Source organism: Actinomycetospora chibensis, assembly GCF_028737215.1.
GTDB lineage: Bacteria > Actinomycetota > Actinomycetes > Mycobacteriales > Pseudonocardiaceae > Actinomycetospora > Actinomycetospora chibensis.
Map to the genome: position 1 here is coordinate 291,797 of NZ_JAQZAM010000006.1, position 16,226 is coordinate 308,022.

General features: G+C 74.1%; 13 protein-coding genes. 4 read left to right on the plus strand and 9 right to left on the minus strand.

Annotated features, from left to right (window positions below):
- Nucleotides 1-56: 56 nt before the first annotated feature.
- From PH189_RS11830 to PH189_RS11840, 3 genes are read right to left on the minus strand one after another with little or no spacing between them, the layout of a single operon-like run.
- The gene (locus tag PH189_RS11830; RefSeq protein WP_274188982.1) at nucleotides 57-1,520 is read right to left on the minus strand and encodes a TIGR02677 family protein; all 1,464 of its coding nucleotides are present in this window, start codon (nucleotides 1,518-1,520) and stop codon (nucleotides 57-59) included.
- Nucleotides 1,517-5,653 carry a TIGR02680 family protein gene (locus PH189_RS11835; RefSeq protein ID WP_274188983.1) on the minus strand — a complete coding sequence of 1,379 codons (4,137 nt, stop codon included), beginning with the start codon at nucleotides 5,651-5,653 and terminating at the stop codon, nucleotides 1,517-1,519. The genes PH189_RS11830 and PH189_RS11835 overlap by 4 nt, the downstream gene beginning before the upstream one ends.
- Nucleotides 5,654-5,677: 24 nt before the next feature.
- Nucleotides 5,678-6,574 carry a phosphotransferase family protein gene (locus PH189_RS11840; protein WP_274188984.1) on the minus strand — a complete coding sequence of 299 codons (897 nt, stop codon included), beginning with the start codon at nucleotides 6,572-6,574 and terminating at the stop codon, nucleotides 5,678-5,680.
- Between the two features lie 107 nt (nucleotides 6,575-6,681).
- On the opposite strand from PH189_RS11840, the gene PH189_RS11845 reads away from it, so the two are divergent.
- Nucleotides 6,682-7,413, plus strand: coding sequence for a YaaA family protein (locus PH189_RS11845; protein ID WP_274188985.1), 732 nt, complete (start codon nucleotides 6,682-6,684; stop codon nucleotides 7,411-7,413).
- A gap of 39 nt (nucleotides 7,414-7,452) precedes the next feature.
- Here the strand turns inward: PH189_RS11845 and PH189_RS11850 are convergent, their stop codons facing one another.
- The 3 genes from PH189_RS11850 to PH189_RS11860 form a co-directional block, all read right to left on the minus strand.
- Nucleotides 7,453-8,265, minus strand: coding sequence for a serine hydrolase domain-containing protein (locus PH189_RS11850; protein WP_274188986.1), 813 nt, complete (start codon nucleotides 8,263-8,265; stop codon nucleotides 7,453-7,455).
- Between the two features lie 10 nt (nucleotides 8,266-8,275).
- A complete protein-coding gene (locus tag PH189_RS11855; protein ID WP_274188987.1) occupies nucleotides 8,276-9,139 on the minus strand; it encodes a serine hydrolase in 864 nt (287 codons plus the stop codon).
- A 125-nt stretch (nucleotides 9,140-9,264) separates the two neighbouring features.
- Nucleotides 9,265-10,131: a mechanosensitive ion channel family protein gene (locus PH189_RS11860; protein ID WP_274188988.1), complete on the minus strand. Its 867-nt coding sequence runs from the start codon at nucleotides 10,129-10,131 to the stop codon at nucleotides 9,265-9,267.
- Between the two features lie 220 nt (nucleotides 10,132-10,351).
- Here PH189_RS11860 and PH189_RS11865 point away from each other — a divergent pair, with 220 nt between their 5' ends.
- The 3 genes from PH189_RS11865 (at nucleotide 10,352) to PH189_RS11875 (ending at nucleotide 13,004) form a co-directional block, all read left to right on the plus strand.
- Entirely contained in the window at nucleotides 10,352-11,707 is a 1,356-nt protein-coding gene (locus tag PH189_RS11865) for a sodium:proton exchanger (RefSeq protein ID WP_274188989.1), read from the plus strand.
- Nucleotides 11,708-11,715: 8 nt separating this feature from the next.
- The gene (locus tag PH189_RS11870) at nucleotides 11,716-12,687 is read left to right on the plus strand and encodes a hypothetical protein (RefSeq protein ID WP_274188990.1); all 972 of its coding nucleotides are present in this window, start codon (nucleotides 11,716-11,718) and stop codon (nucleotides 12,685-12,687) included.
- Nucleotides 12,688-12,794: 107 nt separating this feature from the next.
- On the plus strand, nucleotides 12,795-13,004 hold the full coding sequence (locus PH189_RS11875) for a hypothetical protein (RefSeq protein WP_274188991.1): 210 nt from the start codon (nucleotides 12,795-12,797) through the stop codon (nucleotides 13,002-13,004).
- Between the two features lie 196 nt (nucleotides 13,005-13,200).
- Here the strand turns inward: PH189_RS11875 and PH189_RS11880 are convergent, their stop codons facing one another.
- From PH189_RS11880 to PH189_RS11890, 3 genes are read right to left on the minus strand one after another with little or no spacing between them, the layout of a single operon-like run.
- Nucleotides 13,201-14,433 carry an ABC transporter ATP-binding protein gene (locus tag PH189_RS11880; protein WP_274188992.1) on the minus strand — a complete coding sequence of 411 codons (1,233 nt, stop codon included), beginning with the start codon at nucleotides 14,431-14,433 and terminating at the stop codon, nucleotides 13,201-13,203.
- Nucleotides 14,434-14,435: 2 nt separating this feature from the next.
- Nucleotides 14,436-15,269 (minus strand): carbohydrate ABC transporter permease, encoded by an 834-nt coding sequence (locus PH189_RS11885; protein ID WP_274188993.1) that lies wholly within the window; start codon nucleotides 15,267-15,269, stop codon nucleotides 14,436-14,438.
- 3 nt (nucleotides 15,270-15,272) lie between these two features.
- A complete protein-coding gene (locus tag PH189_RS11890; RefSeq protein ID WP_337994149.1) occupies nucleotides 15,273-16,223 on the minus strand; it encodes a carbohydrate ABC transporter permease in 951 nt (316 codons plus the stop codon).
- Between the last annotated feature and the right edge of the window lie 3 nt (nucleotides 16,224-16,226).

The window sequence follows — 16,226 nt, forward strand, 5'->3', positions numbered from 1 at the left end:
GCTGTCGCTGCTACTGATGAAACGGAAGCGCCGTTCGTTCGTCGTCGACAGCACGCTCACGCCGGCTCCACGGTCAGGGTGAGGTCGCGGACGCGCAGGGCGCCGGCGTGGGTGGGCACGCTGGTCGAGGTCCCGGGGGCGCGGGCGACGGTGCAGCGGACGCCGTCGAGGGTGACGGTGCCCGAGGCGCCCGGAGACAAGGCCGGGCCGAGGTCGGCGACGGCGCGGGTGAGCACGCGCTGCAGCTCGCGCAGGGCCGGCTCGGACAGGCGCGCGGTGAACCCCTCGGCGCCGGCCTCGACCAGCTCGGCGCGGGCGGCGGCCGCACGCTTCTCCGCCTCCGCACGACGGGCGAGCAGGTGGCGACGCTCCTGGCTGCGGTCCTGGACGCGGCTGGTGCGCCCGCGGCTGGTGGTGTCGCCGCGCTCGCGCAGGCTGACCGGGACCTGCGCGGTCGGCGCGTCCCACCACGACACCGCGGCGTCCACGGGGTCGGTGTCGTCGCCGCCCGCGCCCCCGAGGTGCCGGGCGCCGGCGAGCCCGAACGCCGCGGCCGCGATCTCGTGGACCGAGGCGGGGTCGCTGCGGTCGAAGAACAGCGCGAGCCGCAGGTAGTCGGCGCGCCGTGACGCCCCGGCCGTGCCGCTGCGCGAGAGCCGGGTGAGGTTCTGGGTCAGGGTGCGGACGGCGTCGACGGCGTCGCGCTCGAGGACCTGGATGCGGCTCGGACGTCCCGGCGCGCCGAGGAACCACGACGCGAGGTTCTCCCAGTCGGCCTCCACCGCACCCGGCTCGCGGCGCACGCGCACGCTCGACAGGCCGGCCGCCGCGACCCGGGCCGCGAGCCCGTCCGCCGCCCGGTCGACGATCACCGGGACGCGCGGCAGCACCGTCTCCAGCAGCGCGCCGACCGGGCGGGCCCGGCGGCGCAGCGCCTCGAGCCGCTCGCCGACGTAGCCGACGAGCACCTCGGAGAAGAACGCGAACTCGTCCTCGTCGAGGTCGAACCGCGACTGCCACTGGTTGATCGCCGCGAAGAACTGGGTGATCTCCGCGGAGAACGCCACGTGCGGGTCGAACACCGCGCGCACGGCCTCGGCGAGCCGACCGGGCGGTGCGCTCGCCGCGTCGAGGGCGGCCAGTGCCGACAACCCCGCCCGCACCTGGTCGAGGCGCCCGAGCGACACGTCGCGCACGTCGTCGACCTGCGAGAGCACGCCCTCGACGACGTCGTGCACCTCCTGCCCGACGCGGGTGATCAGGTAGCGGTTGCGGCGCCGGTAGTAGTCCTCGACGGTACCGACCTGGCCCACCGACGCCGACACCTCGAGGTTGCCCCAGCCCCGCAGCGCCTCCAGGCGCGCGGTCACGGTCGACTCGTCGAGATCGGAGTCCAGACGCGCCGTCACCTCGGCCGGGGTCAGCTCGGCGAAGAACGTGCCGGCGAAGACGGTGAGGATGGCCCGGTACTCGGGCGACTCGGTGACGTAGGCGAAGACGGACGTCCGAACACCGGTCACGCCTTCACCTCCAACGCCGACCCGTCCCACCGGTAGTGCACGAGCGCGATGGCCCGCAGCTCCGGGTCGCGCAGCACCTCGGTGATCGCCAGCGCCGGGACGTTCGGGTGCGTGCCCCACAGCCGCTCGGAGGTGACGACGAAGTCGACGTCGAGGTCGACGAGCAGGCCGAAGAGCTTGGCGTGGTTGTCCTCGGACACCTTCGCGAACGCGTCGTCGAGCAGCACCAGCCGCGGCGCGCCCACGCCGTGCGGGTCGTGCGCGGCGGCGCTGGCCGCGGCCGCGGCGGCCATCGGCAGCACGGTGACCAGCTTCTTCTCGCCCTCGGAGAGCGTCGTCCGGCGCGTCAGCAGCTCGTCGCTGCGCCCGGGCCGACGCAGGTAGAGCCGCATCTCGTGCCAGGTGCGGTAGTCGAGGACCTCGCCGATGACGCTGCGGTACGACGCCTCGGGATCGTGGGTGCGCGCCTGCTCGACGAGGGTCTTCACGGCCTCGCGCACCTGGTCGTCCTCGTCGGGGCTGCGCAGGTCGGGGTGCTTGCCCAGGAGCTCCAGCGCCGTCGCGGTCTCCGGGTCGAGGTCGCCGCGCGGGCGCCAGTCGAGCCGCACGCCGATGCCCTGGCTGGACGTGACGCCCGTGAGGATGCGGTTCATCCGGTCGACCAGCTCGCGCGCGGAGAACAGCGCGTCGGCGACCTCGCGGGCGATCCGGCCGTGCAGCAGGTTGCGCAGGGCCTGGTCCTGCTGCGCCGACAGCAGGCTCACGGCCCGTCGGCGCTGCACCGCGACCCGGTGGACCATCTGCGCGAGCACCGCCCGCGACGGCCCGCTGACGTGCACCGCGAGCGGCATGCCGTCCGCGGACCGGGTGCTCTCGATGTCCCAGCCGCTGGCCAGCTCGTCGCGGGCCGTGCGCAGCGCCTTCTCCAGCGCGTCCTCGCTGACGGCCCGGCGCGGCGCGGGCAACCGCGATCGCAGGGCCGCGACGAGCTCCTCGGCGCCCTCGACGGTGTCGGCGACGGACGGAAGGGGTTCCGGGGCAGCGTCCTCGTCGGCGTCCTCGACCGGCTCGGACGACCGCTCCGCCGCCGCCAGCAGGCCCGGCACCGCGGCCGCGTCGACCAGGCGCCCCCGCGCCCCACGGGCCGCGCCCTGGCGCTCGTCGAGGGCGCGGCGCGACTCCTCGAGCGTCATCTCGGCCTTCGACACGGCCACCGCCGCCGCTGTCTGCTGCTCGCGGGCGCCCTCGAGCTGCCCGGCGACCTCGCGCAGGCGGTCGTCGAGCTCGCCGACGCGCGCGGCGACCTTGGCCGGCTCCTCGCCGAGGGACTCCTCGATCGTCGACAGCTCGGTGCGCACGGAGGCCGCGTGGCTGGCGGCGGCGCGGTGCTCGCCGACGGCGGTGGCGTGGTCGGCCGCGTCCCGCTCCCAGGCGCTGATGGCCTCGCGCCACGAGCGCGCGGTCCGGGTGACGCGGTCGCGGGCGGAGTCCACGCCGGCGAGCGCGCGCTCGGCGTCGACGATCGCCTCGAGCAGGCCGTCGAGCCGCTCGGGGTCGGTGGGCACGCCCGCCTCGGCGGCCGCCCGGGACAGCGCCGCCCAGGCGTCGTCGGCGCGGCGGCGGGCGTCGGTCGCCGAGGCCGTCAGCTCGCGGTGGCGGGCTTCGGCACCCTCGGCGTAGCGGACGGCGCCGGTCGCGGCGGCCACGGCGTCGTCCACCCCGCGCGTGCCGGGCAGCTCCGCGACGAGGCGGCGCAGCGTCCCGGCGTGGGCGTCGAGGGCGTCGGAGGTCGCGCGAGCGGCGTCGCGACGGGCCTCGGCGTCGGTGACGAGGGCCGCGAGCTCGGCGAGACGCCGCGCGCGGGCCTGCGCGCGGGCACCCGCCCCGACGTGCTCGGCGGCGGGCTTCGCGTGCCGTCCGCGCAGGGGGCCCAGGCCGAAGGTGCCGTCGGTCGCGACGTGGACCGGGCCGGCACCGACACCCACGCCCGCCAGCACCCCCGCGACCGCCTCGACCGGCACCTCGCCCGTGTCGACCGGCGCCAGCAGCGTGTCGAGCGCCGTGCCGCCGGCGGGGGCCGACGCGCGCACCACGAGGTCGCCGACGCGCAGCGTCCCCGTGCCCTCGGAGCCGTCGACGGCCGCAGCGAGCAGCCCGGACGCCTCCAGCGCCGCCTCGAGGCCGGCGCGCTCGGCGTCGTCGAGGTGGTCGCGGAAGTCGACCAGCGAGGCCAGACGCGTCCCGTCGGCGACGTCGTCGTCGGTGCGCCAGGACGCCCGCGGCAGCGCCAGCTCGCCGGCGCCCTCGACCCGCGCGTGCTCGGCGCGCCACTGCGCGAGCTCGGCCTCGACGTCGGTGACACGGGTGGTGGCGACGGTCCGCGCCTGCGTGAGCGTCGCCGTGAGGTCGTCGGCGGCGTGCCGCGCCCGGGCCCGCCGGGCCTCGGCGGCGCGGCGCAGGTCGGTGTCTCCGGAGTCCTCGGCCTCGTCGTCCCCCACCGCGGGCGCGGCGAGCCAGCCCGCGGCGCCGTCCGGCTCGGCCGGAGGCACGGCGGCGACGTGCTCGTCGAGGCGCCGGGTCCAGCCGGCGACGGCGTCCGCGTGCTCGTCGGCGGCGGCCCGCGCGGCCCGACGGGCGGCCGCGGCCTGCTCCGCGGCGGCCTCGTGCGCGGCGAGCGCGTCCGCGGCGGCGACGTCCGCGGCGTCGGCCGTCTCCGTGGCGCGCCGGGCGCCGCTCGCGCGCTCGGCGACGTGTCGCACCGTCGTGCGGTGGCTGCGTAGGGCGTCGCCGACAGCGGTCAGGGGGCCCGCGAGGTCGGCGGTGAGGTCGTCCTCGGGGTCCTGCGGCACGTCGACGGTGGTCTCGCCCGCCTCGTCGGGCCGCGGCTCGGTGGCCGGCGTCGGCGGGTCCGGGAGCGTCGCGGCGATCGACGGGGCGGACGCGGCACGCGCCGCGGCGGCGACCGCGCGCAGCCCGTCGGCCACCCCGGCCAGGTCGGAGTCGAGCTGCCCGCGGGCGGCGGCCACGGCCGAGGCGGCGGCGGTGACACGGTCGCGGGCGCGGGTGCGGTGGCCGTCGAGGGTCGCGGTGTGGGCGTCGGCGCGGGCGACCTCGTCGCGGCGGCGCACGAGGTCGGCATGCGCGGTGTACTCGGGCAGCGCCGCCAGGCCGGCGCGCTCGGCGGTGGCCGTGGCGTGGTCGTCGGTGAGGTCGGCCACCACCGTCGCGGCGCTCGCCTGTGCGGCCGTCGCCTTCTCGACGCCGCCCCGGTCGCGCTCGAGGCGGCGGGCGGCGGTGCGGGCGGCGTCGACGGTGCCCGCGGTGTCGTCGACCACGGCCGCGAGGACGCGCCGGGCGTAGTCGGTGTAGGTCTCGACGGCGCCGTCGAGCGCCTCGGCGGTGCGCGCGAGGTCGGTGACGTTGCGGCGGTGGTCCTCGAGGTCCTCGAGCGGTTGCGCAGCGTCGTGCACCGCGTCCTCGGGGACGGGCGGCAGCGCCTCGCGCAGCGTGCGCGGCAGGTCGGTGTCGATCCGGTCGCCGACGCGCGGGTTGCGCACCTGGTGCAGCAGGCGGAAGTACGAGCCCGGGTCGACGCCGCCGAAGAACCGGCGCGCGATCTCGGCGCGGTACTCGGCGGTGGACGTGAACACCTGCCCGCGCGTGCCCAGCTCGGAGCGCAGCACGTCGATGGAGAACGGGATGTCGGCCTCGGTGAGCCGGAGGTCGATCCGGACCCTGCGGTCGGTGGAGAACCACCAGGTGGCGACCCGGTCGGTGCTCCGGTTGGCCCGGATGCCGCAACCGACCGTCCGGTACTCGGTGTCCCCTCCCTCTCTGGCGCATCTCTCGAACTCGATCCAGAGGTAGCCGGTGCGCTGCGTGTCGTCGTGGTCGGACAGCATCCAGCTGCGCAGCACGCCGCGCTGCTCGCCCGCCGCGTCGATCTTGCGGACGTCGGCCTCGAGCAGGAACGGCAGCAGCATGTTCATCGCCGTCGACTTGCCCGACCCGTTGACGCCGCGCAGCAGCAGGCGTCCGCCGGCGAACTCCAGCACCTCGTCCTGGTACTGGTAGACGTTCAGGATGCCGGCGCGGGAGGGCCTCCAGCGCTGCTCGGGATCGTCAGCGGGCACCCGGACGAGGGTACGGAGCGGGTCCTACGTGCCCGCGAGCCAGTCGGGGTCGCCGACGAGGGCGAGCACCTCGCGGGGGGTGTCGACGAACCGCGGATCGCCCGCCGCGCCGCGCCGCCAGGTCAGGGCGCGGGCGACCACGGCGGCCTGGCAGGCGGTCTCGGCGAGCCTCCGGAGCTCCTCGTGGGGCGCGAGGTCGGCGAAGATCTCGAGGTAGGCGTCACGGGGCCGGGTGATCGCGGGGTCGTCCGCGCCGACCCGCAGCGTCCGCCGCAGCGAGCCCAGCGCGACGAGCAGGCTGGCGAACGGGTGGGCGAGCACGGCGTCGCCCCAGTCGGCGAAGCGCCCGTCGACCAGCACGTTGCCGACGTGCAGATCCTGGTGGTCGACGGTCGGGGCGACCGTCCCGTCGAGGTCGTGCGCCCATCCGTTGACGAGCGCGCGGCGGTCGTCGCCGGAGCCGCCGATGGTCGCGACCGCCTCGTCGAACCGTTCGACCAGCGCGTGCGGGGTGGCGTCGGGGACGGCCGTGGCCCGGAGGTCGCCGAGGTGTGCGGCCAGGGCGCGCTGCAGGCGGGCGTAGCGCGGGAGGGCCGCCGTCATCGCGACGGAGGGGTCCGCGCCGGTGTCGCGGACGCTGGGGCCGTGGTCGGGCAGGAGGAGCCGACGGTCGTCGACCGCGAGCGGGGTCGCGACGGCGTCCGGCGCGAGGCGGGCGAGCAGGGCGTGCAGCGGGACCTCGTGCGCCATGCCGGGCGCGGGCTCCTTGAGCCAGAGCGGGCCCTCGGCGGTCGGGATGCGCAGCACCGTCGACCAGGCGCGGTGGCGCTGCTCGACCTCGCCGGTCGGGCGCAGGCCGGTGGTCTCCGCGACCCACGCGAGCACCTCGTCGCGCCAGGCGTCGGTCCCGCGATCGGTCATCCCCGTCAGTGTCGTGGGTCGGCGGCCATGCCGTCGCGCCTGACGTCCTGAGAGGCGGCCGGGACGGGGGCGACGTCCGCGGCGACCGGGAGTGGGATCCTGGGCCCGTGCTCGTCGTCCTGCCGCCGTCGGAGACCAAGGCGCCCGGTGGGCGCGGGCGCCCGCTCGACCTCGACGCGCTCTCGTTCCCCTCGCTGAACCCGACGCGGAAGGTGCTGGTCGACGAGGTGGTCGCCCTGGCCTCCGACCTCCCGGCCTCGCGGGCGGCGCTGGACATCTCCGAGCGCCAGGACGACGAGATCGTCCGCAACGCCGCCCTGTGGACCGCGCCGACGGCGCCGGCGCTGCGCCGCTACACCGGAGTGCTCTACGACGCGCTGGACCCGGCGTCGCTGACCCCGGCCGCCCGGCGTCGACTGCTCGTCTGCTCGGCGCTGTTCGGGCTGGTGGGGGGCACCGATCCGATCCCCGCCTACCGGCTCTCGGGCGGGAGCGCGCTGCCGGGTCGTGACGGGTTGCGGACGCTGTGGCGCCCGGAGCTCATGCCCCTGCTCGCCGACGCCGGCGACCTGGTCGTCGACCTGCGCTCAGGTCCCTACGCCGCGCTCGGCCCGGCCCGCGGCGCGGTGACCCTCGACGTGCACAGCGAGGCGGCGGACGGCTCGCGCACGGTGGTCAGCCACGCGAACAAGTCGCACAAGGGCCGCGCGGCCCGGGTCCTCGCCTCGTCCCGGCGCCGCCCGAAGGACGCCGGCGGGGTCCTGGCGCTGCTGCGCGACGCCGGCCTGCGCGTCGAACAGGCCGGCGACCACGCCCTGGTGCTCGTCGTCCCTCGCTGATGTCAGCCTGGGGGCGCTGGCATCCCCACCTCTCGCAACTCAGCGCAGGTCGGCCAGCACCGCGTCCGAGAACGGCGGCCAGGCGGACTTGGCCCAGTCGCCGAAGTCGCGGTCGGTCAGGGCCACGGTGCCGGCGCCCGCGTCCGGGTCCACCCACAGGAACGTGCCGGACTGGCCGAAGTGGCCGAAGGTGCGCGGGGAGTTCGACGTCCCCGTCCAGTGCGGGGACTTGCCGTCGCGCAGCTCGAACCCCAGGCCCCAGTCGTTGGGTTTCTGATGCCCGAAGCCCGGGATCGTGCCGTTGAGTCCCGGGAACTGGACCGACGTCGCCTCCGCCAGCGTCGACGGGTGGAGCAGGGTCGGCGCCTGGAGCTCGGCGGCGAGGCGGAGCATGTCGTCGAGCGTCGAGGTCGCGCCGTGGCCGGGCGAGCCGTCGAGGGTCGTCGACGACATCCCGAGCGGCTCGAGCACCGCCTCGCGCAGGTAGTCGGCGAAGCCGATGCCCGTCGCCTCCTCGATCGTCGAGGCGAGGACCTCGAAGCCCGCCGAGGAGTACAGCCGCCGCGCGCCGACCTCGGCGACCGATCGGTGCTCGCCGAACGCCAACCCCGAGGTGTGGGCGAGCAGGTGGCGCACCGTGGAGCCCTCGGGCCCGGCGGGCTCGTCGAGGGCGATCGCCTCCTCCTCGACCGCCACCAGCGCCCCGTAGGCCACCAGCGGCTTGGTCACGGACGCGAGCGGGAAGCGCCGGGCGCCGTCACCGCGGGTGCCGCGCACCGTGCCGTCGGCGGTGACCACCCCGGCGGCGGCGTGCTCGACGGGCCAGTCGTCGATCAGGGCGAGGCTCTGCACCCGCGCGAGCCTAGGGTCCGCCGGCGAGCGCGTCCCGGACCGCGGCCGCGGCGTCGTCGAGCAGCGACTTGCCGGCGTCGTAGCCGCGCGGCTGGTTGGACATCAGCACGACGACGTAGCGCCCGCCGACGTCGGGCAGACCCGTCGAGTGCAGGTCGATGCTCGACTGCAGGCAGCACAGCCAGCCCTGCTTGGCCGCCGCGGCGCCGCGGCGATCCGGGTCCAGCAGGCCGAACGCCTGGTCGAACCCGTCTGCGGCGGTGTCCTGCGCCCCCTCCAGGCCCGAGAGCACGAGGTCGCGGTCGGCGGGGCTCAGGCGCGTGAGGAGGAAGCCGTACACCGTGGCGACGTCGCGCGCCGACGTCTCCACCTCGCCCCACTGCCCCACGCGCTCGGGCGGCCGGGTCTGCGTGAGGCCCAGCTGCGCGGCGAGCCGCGTGACGCCCTCCTCGCCCCCGAAGCGCGACCACAGGCCGTTCATCGCCTCGTCGTCGCTGAGGCTCAGGGCGCGCCGGATGCGCTCGTCGTCGGCGCCGGTGGTCGTCACCTGGCCCGCCTCACGCCGCGACAGGATGTCCGCGATCGTGAACAGCTTGGCCACCGACGCCGCGCGCAGCTGGGTGTCGCCCTGCTCGTTCGTGGCCGTCTGGCCCGTGCTGCGGTCGAGCACGGCCACGCCGAGCGTGACGTCGTCGCGTTCCTGCCCGGCGGACGCGGTGGCCTCAACGGCCTCCTGGGCTCGCGACGGCGTGGGGGGCGGGGTCGTGGTGGGCGCCACGGTGGGCGGAGGCGTCGTCACCACCGGGGCGGGCTCCGGGGCCGCCGCGGGCCGCGGTCCGGCGAACGAGCAGCCGGCCACGAGGGCCGTCGCCACGAGCACAGACGAGGCGAGACGACGTCTGCGGCGTGATCGGCCGTCGGGCACACGATGATCCTCCGCCCGATCGGGTGAGATCCGCACGTCGACACACGGGCGGAGCCACCGACGTCACATGACCGTCACGCCGCCAGGACCACGTCGTCGGCACGCAGGGCGGCGACGACGTGCTCGGTCATGGACCGCTGGACCGCCCACTGGCGTCCGGGCCTGGTCATCGCGGTGAGCCGCAGCGTCATGCCCGACGACGACAGCGACTCCACCCCGAGCACCTGCGGCCTCTGGAGCACGTCCGGGCCGTGGCCGTGCTCGTCGATCCCGGCGGCGGCCGCCTCCTCGGCGGTCGCCGCGGCGCGGGTGATGTCGGTGTCGAGGGCGAGCGGCACGTCGACGACGGCGACCGCGTGGTCCTGGGAGCCGTTGCCGACGCGCTCGATCGTGCCGTTGCGCACGTACCAGACCATGCCGGTGACGTCGCGCACCGTCGTCGTGCGCAGGCCGACACGCTCGATGGTGCCGATCGCGTCGCCGAGGTCGACGTGGTCGCCGACGCCGTACTGGTCCTCGAGCAGCATGAAGATCCCGGACAGGAAGTCCTTGACCAGGTTCTGGGCACCGAAACCGATGGCCAGCCCGAGCACGCCCGCCGAGGCCAGCACCGGCGCGAGGTTCACGCCGAACTGGCCCAGCACCATCATGAACGCGGTACCGAAGATCAGGATCGTCGCGGCGTTCCGGATCACGGATCCGACGGTGCGGGCGCGCTGGGCACGGCGGGCGGACCCGAAGGCCTCGATGCGGTCGGCGTCGCTGACGCCGCGACGCCGGCGCACCAGGCTGAGCATCCCGGGTACGCCGGCACCGGCGGCCACGTGCCCGATGACGCGGTTGACCACGAAGCGCAGGACCACGGCGACGAGCACGATGATCGCGACGGTGACGCCGACCTGGACGAGACCGTCGACGGTGAGGGCAGGGGCGAACGGCACGGCGACCACCTCGGGGAGCGGGGAGCTGAGCAGCGGGGAACGCTGGTCTGGAGATGCCGGCACCGCACCGTGCCGGACGATCCGGCACGTCGCAAACCACCTGGGCACACGCGCGTGTCGGCCCGATCGGGGCGTGCGGCACCCTTCGTCACGCGTGGGCCCGCACGAAACGGGCGCCTCCAACGGGTGTCGGAGTCGGGAGCGGGGTAGAGAACCGGACATGGCGACCAGCAGCGCGGGCACGGCCCGCCGCGGAGACCGATCACCCCTCCTGGTCGCCGCGGCCGTGGCGGCCGCCGTCCCCGGACTGGTCCTGCACGTCGCGGGCCTCTCGCTGTCCCCGCCGGTCGACGCCCTGCTCTACGGCCTGGCGATCATCGGCGCGGCCTTCCTGCTGTCCTGGGCCGCGGAGGCCGCGCAGGTCGACATCTCCGCGGGCCTCGCGATCGCGCTGCTCGCGCTCGTCGCGGTGCTGCCCGAGTACGCCGTCGACTTCGTCTTCACCATCCAGGGCGGCGAGGCCTACGCCCAGTACGGGCCGACGTGTCTGCCGCCGGGCTCGACGGAACAGTCGCCCTGTGGCCTGGCGCTGGCCAACATGACCGGCGCCAACCGGATCCTCGTCGGCGTCGGGTGGGCGCTCGTCGTGCTGCTCGCCGCGTTCCGGCTGCGCCGCGGCGGCGCCGACGCAGGACAGGGCGGCGGCGCCGGGACGTCGCACGAGCCGGGCCACTCGACGAAGGTGACGCTGGAGCGCACCGACTCCGTGCCGCTGGTGTTCCTGCTCCTCGCGACGCTCTACTCGCTGACCCTGCCGCTGCGCGAGAGCATCACGCTCGTCGACACCGTCGTCCTCGTCGGCATCTTCGTCCTCTACAGCATCCGGGTCTCGAAGGCGCCGGCCGAGGACCCCGACCTCATCGGCCCGTCGGCCTGGGTCGGGCGGATGGACGCCCCGAAGCGGCGGACCGGCTACATCGGGCTCTTCGTCGTCGCCGCCGTGATCATCCTGCTGTGCGCCGAGCCCTTCGCCGAGTCGCTCGTCGAAACCGGCACCGAGCTCGGCATCAGCCAGTTCTTCCTCGTGCAGTGGCTCGCTCCGCTGGCCTCCGAGGCGCCCGAGCTGCTCGTCGCGGGCCTGTACGCCTGGCGCCTCAAGACCACCGACGCGCTGGCCACACTGGTGTCGTCGAAGGTCAACCAGTGGTCGCTGCTCGTCGGCACGCTGCCGGTGGTGTTCGCCCTGTCGGCCGGCTCGTTCAACGGCCTTCCCATCGACGCCATGCAGCGCGAGGAGCTGTTGATCACGGCGGCGCAGTCGCTCTTCGCCGTGGCGCTGCTGGTGACGCTGTCGATCACCGTGGTCGGCGCGCTGAGCCTGCTCGGGCTCTTCGCCGCCCAGTTCGTCCTCGCCGCGACCCTGCCCCCGCCGCTGCAGGAGCTCGAGCTGCTGGTGCTCTCCGCGGTCTACGTGATCGCCGCGCTGGTGCTCTTCTACCGGCACCGTCAGGCCCTCGTGCAGCTGGTCCGCGACGGCCTGCGCACCCCGTACGCCGAGCTGACCGAGGCTCGGTGACAGGCAGGGTGAGCGACCGCAAGCTGGCCGTGATGCTCGTGCACGGCGTCGAGAGCGCGGGCGAGCAGTACGCCGCACGGGCGACCGAGCTCCTGCGCTCCGAGTTCACCCGCATCGCGGGCGTGTCCGCCGACGAGGCGCTCGTCATCGAGCCCGCGTTCTGGGCGCCGGTGTTCGAATCGGGGCAGGAGCAGCTCAGCCACCGCCTCAGCGGTCCCGGGGCGAGGTGGCTGGTGGACGTTCTCGACGCCCTGGCGGCGCGGGCCAGCCAGGGCTCGACCCCCGCGCTGCTGGCGGCGGCGTCCACGGCGGGCCTGCGCTGGCTGCCCGGGCTCGAGGACGCGCACTTCCCCACCCTGCGCTGGTTGATCGTGCACTACCTGGGCGACGCCGTGGCCTACCGTTCGGGCACCGACGGCACGGGGCACTACGAGCAGGTCCAGGCCGTCCTGGCCCGGAGCCTGCACGAGCTCGCCCTCAAGGCCGGCGACGACGCCCCGCTGGCGGTGCTCGGGCACAGCCTCGGCACCGTCGTCTCCAGCGACTTCCTCTACGACCTCCAGGGCGTGGCGCACGGGACCCCGCTCTACCCCGGTGCCCGGGCGGCCCTCGACGACACCCCGATCGAGCGGGGCGAGACGTTCGGCTGGTTCTACACGCTCGGCAGCCCGCTGGCCCTGTGGGCGCAGCGCCACCCGGACTTCGGCGTCCCGCTGACGGTGCCGCACCCGGAGTTCGTCGAGCACCACCCGGACCAGCGCGGCGAGTGGGTCAACGTCTACGACCCCGACGACGTCATCGCCTCACCGCTACGCCCCTTGAGCGACGCCTGGGCCGGTGCGGTCCGCGAGGACCGCCGGGTCGGCGTCGGCCCCTGGTGGCTCGGCTGGACGCCCCTGGCCCACCCGTACTACTGGAACGACCGGCGCGTCGTCACGCCGATCGCCTCCCAGCTCGCGCAGGCCTGGCACCGCCTGTGAGCTTCGCTCTCGTGGCCCCGACGCAGCCTCGGTAGGCCCGGGCGGCGGACTGCCCGAAGATCGCGGGTCCCTCGTCGTCCACGGTCGTCCGGGGAGTCCGCACGGGCGTGCGCGACGTCCGGGTGCTGCGCGTCGTCGTCGGACGGGACGTCGACGGCCGTGAGGACCTCGCCGCGGTCGTCGTCACCGGCGGCGAGGTCACCGCCGGCGGTCCCGCCGCGGTCGATGACGGCGGGACGGCGACCACGGGGCTGGGTGCGGCCGGTTCCACGGCCACCACCGGCGCCACCGGCGCATCGCTCGTCCGCACGATCTGAGCCCCGGCACCGAGGCCGACGGCCGATGTCACGAGGGCGAGCGCACCCGCGGCCCACGAACGGATCTCCGACACGGTGACCCGCGGCCCACGAACGGATCTCCGACACGGTGACCCTCGCGCCGCACCTCCCGTCGGTGACGGGTGTGCGTGGTCGTCCGTGTCCTGGCACGGACGACCACTCACGAGAGCGAAGCTCAAACCTTCGCCCGCTCCACCTGCTCGATCCGGTCCTCGGCGGCCTCCTCGGTCAGCCTCCGGCCGGCCTCGGCGTCGCGGGTGAGGTTCTCGCCCGTCTTGGGGTCGAAGACGTGCACCTTGCGGGTGTCGAGCCAGAACTCCGCCTCGCGGCCCTCGCGGATGCGGCTGGTGGAGTCGATCGACACGACGGCCTGGGTGCGCAGCTGGTCGGAGTCGAGCTCGCGGGAGAGCTCCTTGAGCTGCTCGGTGACGTCCGCGGGCGCCTCGTACGGGATGTAGGCGTACTGCGCGTCGCCGAGCCACTCGGTGACGTCGACCCGGGCGGTGAACGTCGTCCCGCGTGGCTTCTTGGCCTCGTCGACGAGGCTGGCGTCCTCGAAGTACTCGGGGCGGATGCCGACGAGCAGCAGGTCGTGGCCGCTGACCTTCTTCGCCCGCTCCTCGTCCAGCTCGATCGCGCCGAACGGGGTCTGCAGCGCGTTCCCCGACACCGACGCGGGCAGGAAGTTCATGGGCGGCGAGCCGATGAACCCGGCGACGAAGAGGTTGACGGGCTGTTCGTAGAGCTCGCGCGGCGACGCCACCTGCTGGATGACGCCCTTGCGCAGCACGCAGACGCGGTCGCCGAGGGTCATGGCCTCGGTCTGGTCGTGGGTGACGTAGACCGTCGTGATGCCGAGCCGGCGCTGCAGGCGCGCGATCTCGGTGCGCATCTGCCCGCGGAGCTTCGCGTCGAGGTTCGACAGCGGCTCGTCGAACAGGAACGCGTCGGCGGCGCGAACGATCGCGCGCCCCATGGCCACGCGCTGGCGCTGACCACCCGAGAGGTTCGCCGGCTTGCGCTCGAGGTGCTCGCGCAGCTCGAGGACGTCGGCGGCCTCGTCGACCCGCCGGCGGACCTCGTCGTCCGGCACCTTCGCCAGGCGCAGCGGGAACGCGATGTTCTCGTAGACGGTGAGGTGCGGGTAGAGCGCGTAGTTCTGGAACACCATCGACAGGTTGCGGTCGCGCGGGGCCTTGTCGTTGACGCGGTTCCCGGCGATGACCATGTCGCCCGAGGTGATGTCCTCGAGCCCGACGATCATCCGCAGCAGCGTCGACTTCCCGCAGCCCGACGGCCCGACCAGGATCATGAACTCGCCGTCGGCGATGTCGAGGCTCACGTCGTTCACGGCGGGGAAGCCGTCGCCGTACTTCTTGACGATGTGGCTCATCTCGATCGAGGCCATGGTTATCCCTTCACGGCGCCGTTGGTCAGACCGGCGACGATACGTCGCTGGAAGAGGAGGACGAGGACGATCACCGGGATCGTCACGATGAGCGCCGCGGCGGCGATGGGTCCGTTCGGCGACTCGAACTGCGACGCACCGGAGAACAGACCGAGGGCCGCGGGCACCGGTCTCGCCGCTTCGGTGGAGGTCAGCGAGATGCCGTAGACGAAGTCGTTCCAGGCCAGGAAGAACGCGATGATCGCCGTGGTGAACACGCCGGGCGCGGCGAGCGGGACGATCACCTTGCGGAAGGCCTGCCACGGGGTCGCCCCGTCGACCTGGGCCGCCTGCTCCATCTCCCACGGGATCTCGCGGAAGAAGGCCGACAGGGTCCAGATCGAGATCGGCAGCGTCAGCGACAGGTACGGGATGATGAGGCCCGGCCAGGTGTTGTAGAGCCCGATCTGACGCCACAGGTTGAACAGCGGCGTGACGATCGAGATCACCGGGAAGATGGCGACGGCCAGCGCCGTCGACAGGATGATCTTCTTGCCCGGGAAGTCGAGGCGCGCGATCGCGTAGGCCGCGAACATCGACAGCAGGCACGAGATGAACGTGGCGATCAGGCAGATGCCGAACGAGTTCACCAGCGCCGGCAGGAAGAGCCCGGCCGCGTCGCCGACGAGGATCTGCTCGTAGTTCGCGCCGGAGAACGCGGTGGGCAGGAACTGTCCGTTGGCGATGTCGTCGGAGGACTTGAACGACAGCGACACGATCCACGCCACCGGGAAGAGGCAGTAGATGATGATGATCAGGCCGCCGATTCCCCAGCCGACCTTCTCGCGGGTGGACACCGTCTACTCCCCTCGCGCCTGGGACAGGTCGACCTTGAAGCCCTTGATGAACAGCGCGCTGATCAGCACCACCGACAGGAACAACAGCACCGAGACCGCGGACCCCAGCCCGATCTCGACGCGCTCGATCGTCTGGCGGTAGGCCAGGAACGAGACGGTCTCGGTGCTGTTGGCACCCGCCGTCATCACGAACACCGAGTCGAAGACGCGGAACGCGTCCAGGGTGCGGAACAGGACGGCGACCATGATCGCCGCCTTCATGTTCGGCAGGGTGACCCGCCGCAACCGCTGCCACGCCGTCGCGCCGTCGACCTTGGCCGCCTCCTGGAGCACCTCGGGCACCTGCGCCAGGCCCGCGAGGAGCAGCAGCGAGATGAACGGCGTGGTCTTCCAGATCTCGGCCAGGCAGATCACGAACAGCGAGAGGCCCTGCGTACCGAACCAGTCGGTGGTCGCCGAGACGCCCGGGACCCACGAGAACCAGGAGTTCACGAACCCGGAGTCGACGCTGAACGCGAACTGCCAGGCGAAGGCGGAGACCACGGTGATCACCGCGTAGGGGATGAGGATGACCGTGCGCAGGACCGGCCGCAGCCCCCGCAGCGCGTTGAGCATCACCAGCGCGAGCCCGAAGCCGAGGACCAGCTCGACCGCCACCGTGACGACGGTGATGAAGACGGTGACGCCGAACGAGGTCCACCAGACCGAGTCGGTGAGGATGACGACGTAGTTGCCCAGGCCGACGAAGGACGAGTTCTCCGGGTCGGTGAGGCGGTAGTCGAACAGCGAGTCGAAGACCGCCTGGACGATCGGGTACGCCGTGACCAGCAGCATCACCACGAAGGCGGGGCCGGCGAGCCACCACCCGAGCCGGCGTTCGGCCCGGGACTTGTCGTTCCGGTTGCCGGCGGTGGGATCGACGGCGCTGGTGGGCCGGTCCATCGTCGTACTCACAGG

Bases quoted from the DNA above. Each gene is read 5' to 3' on its own strand.
- PH189_RS11840 (WP_274188984.1), bottom strand. From the start codon at position 6,574: ATGACCGATCGCGGGACCGACGCCTGGCGCGACGAGGTGCTCGCGTGG.
- PH189_RS11865 (WP_274188989.1), top strand. From the start codon at position 10,352: ATGGCGACCAGCAGCGCGGGCACGGCCCGCCGCGGAGACCGATCACCC.
- PH189_RS11880 (WP_274188992.1), bottom strand. From the start codon at position 14,433: ATGGCCTCGATCGAGATGAGCCACATCGTCAAGAAGTACGGCGACGGC.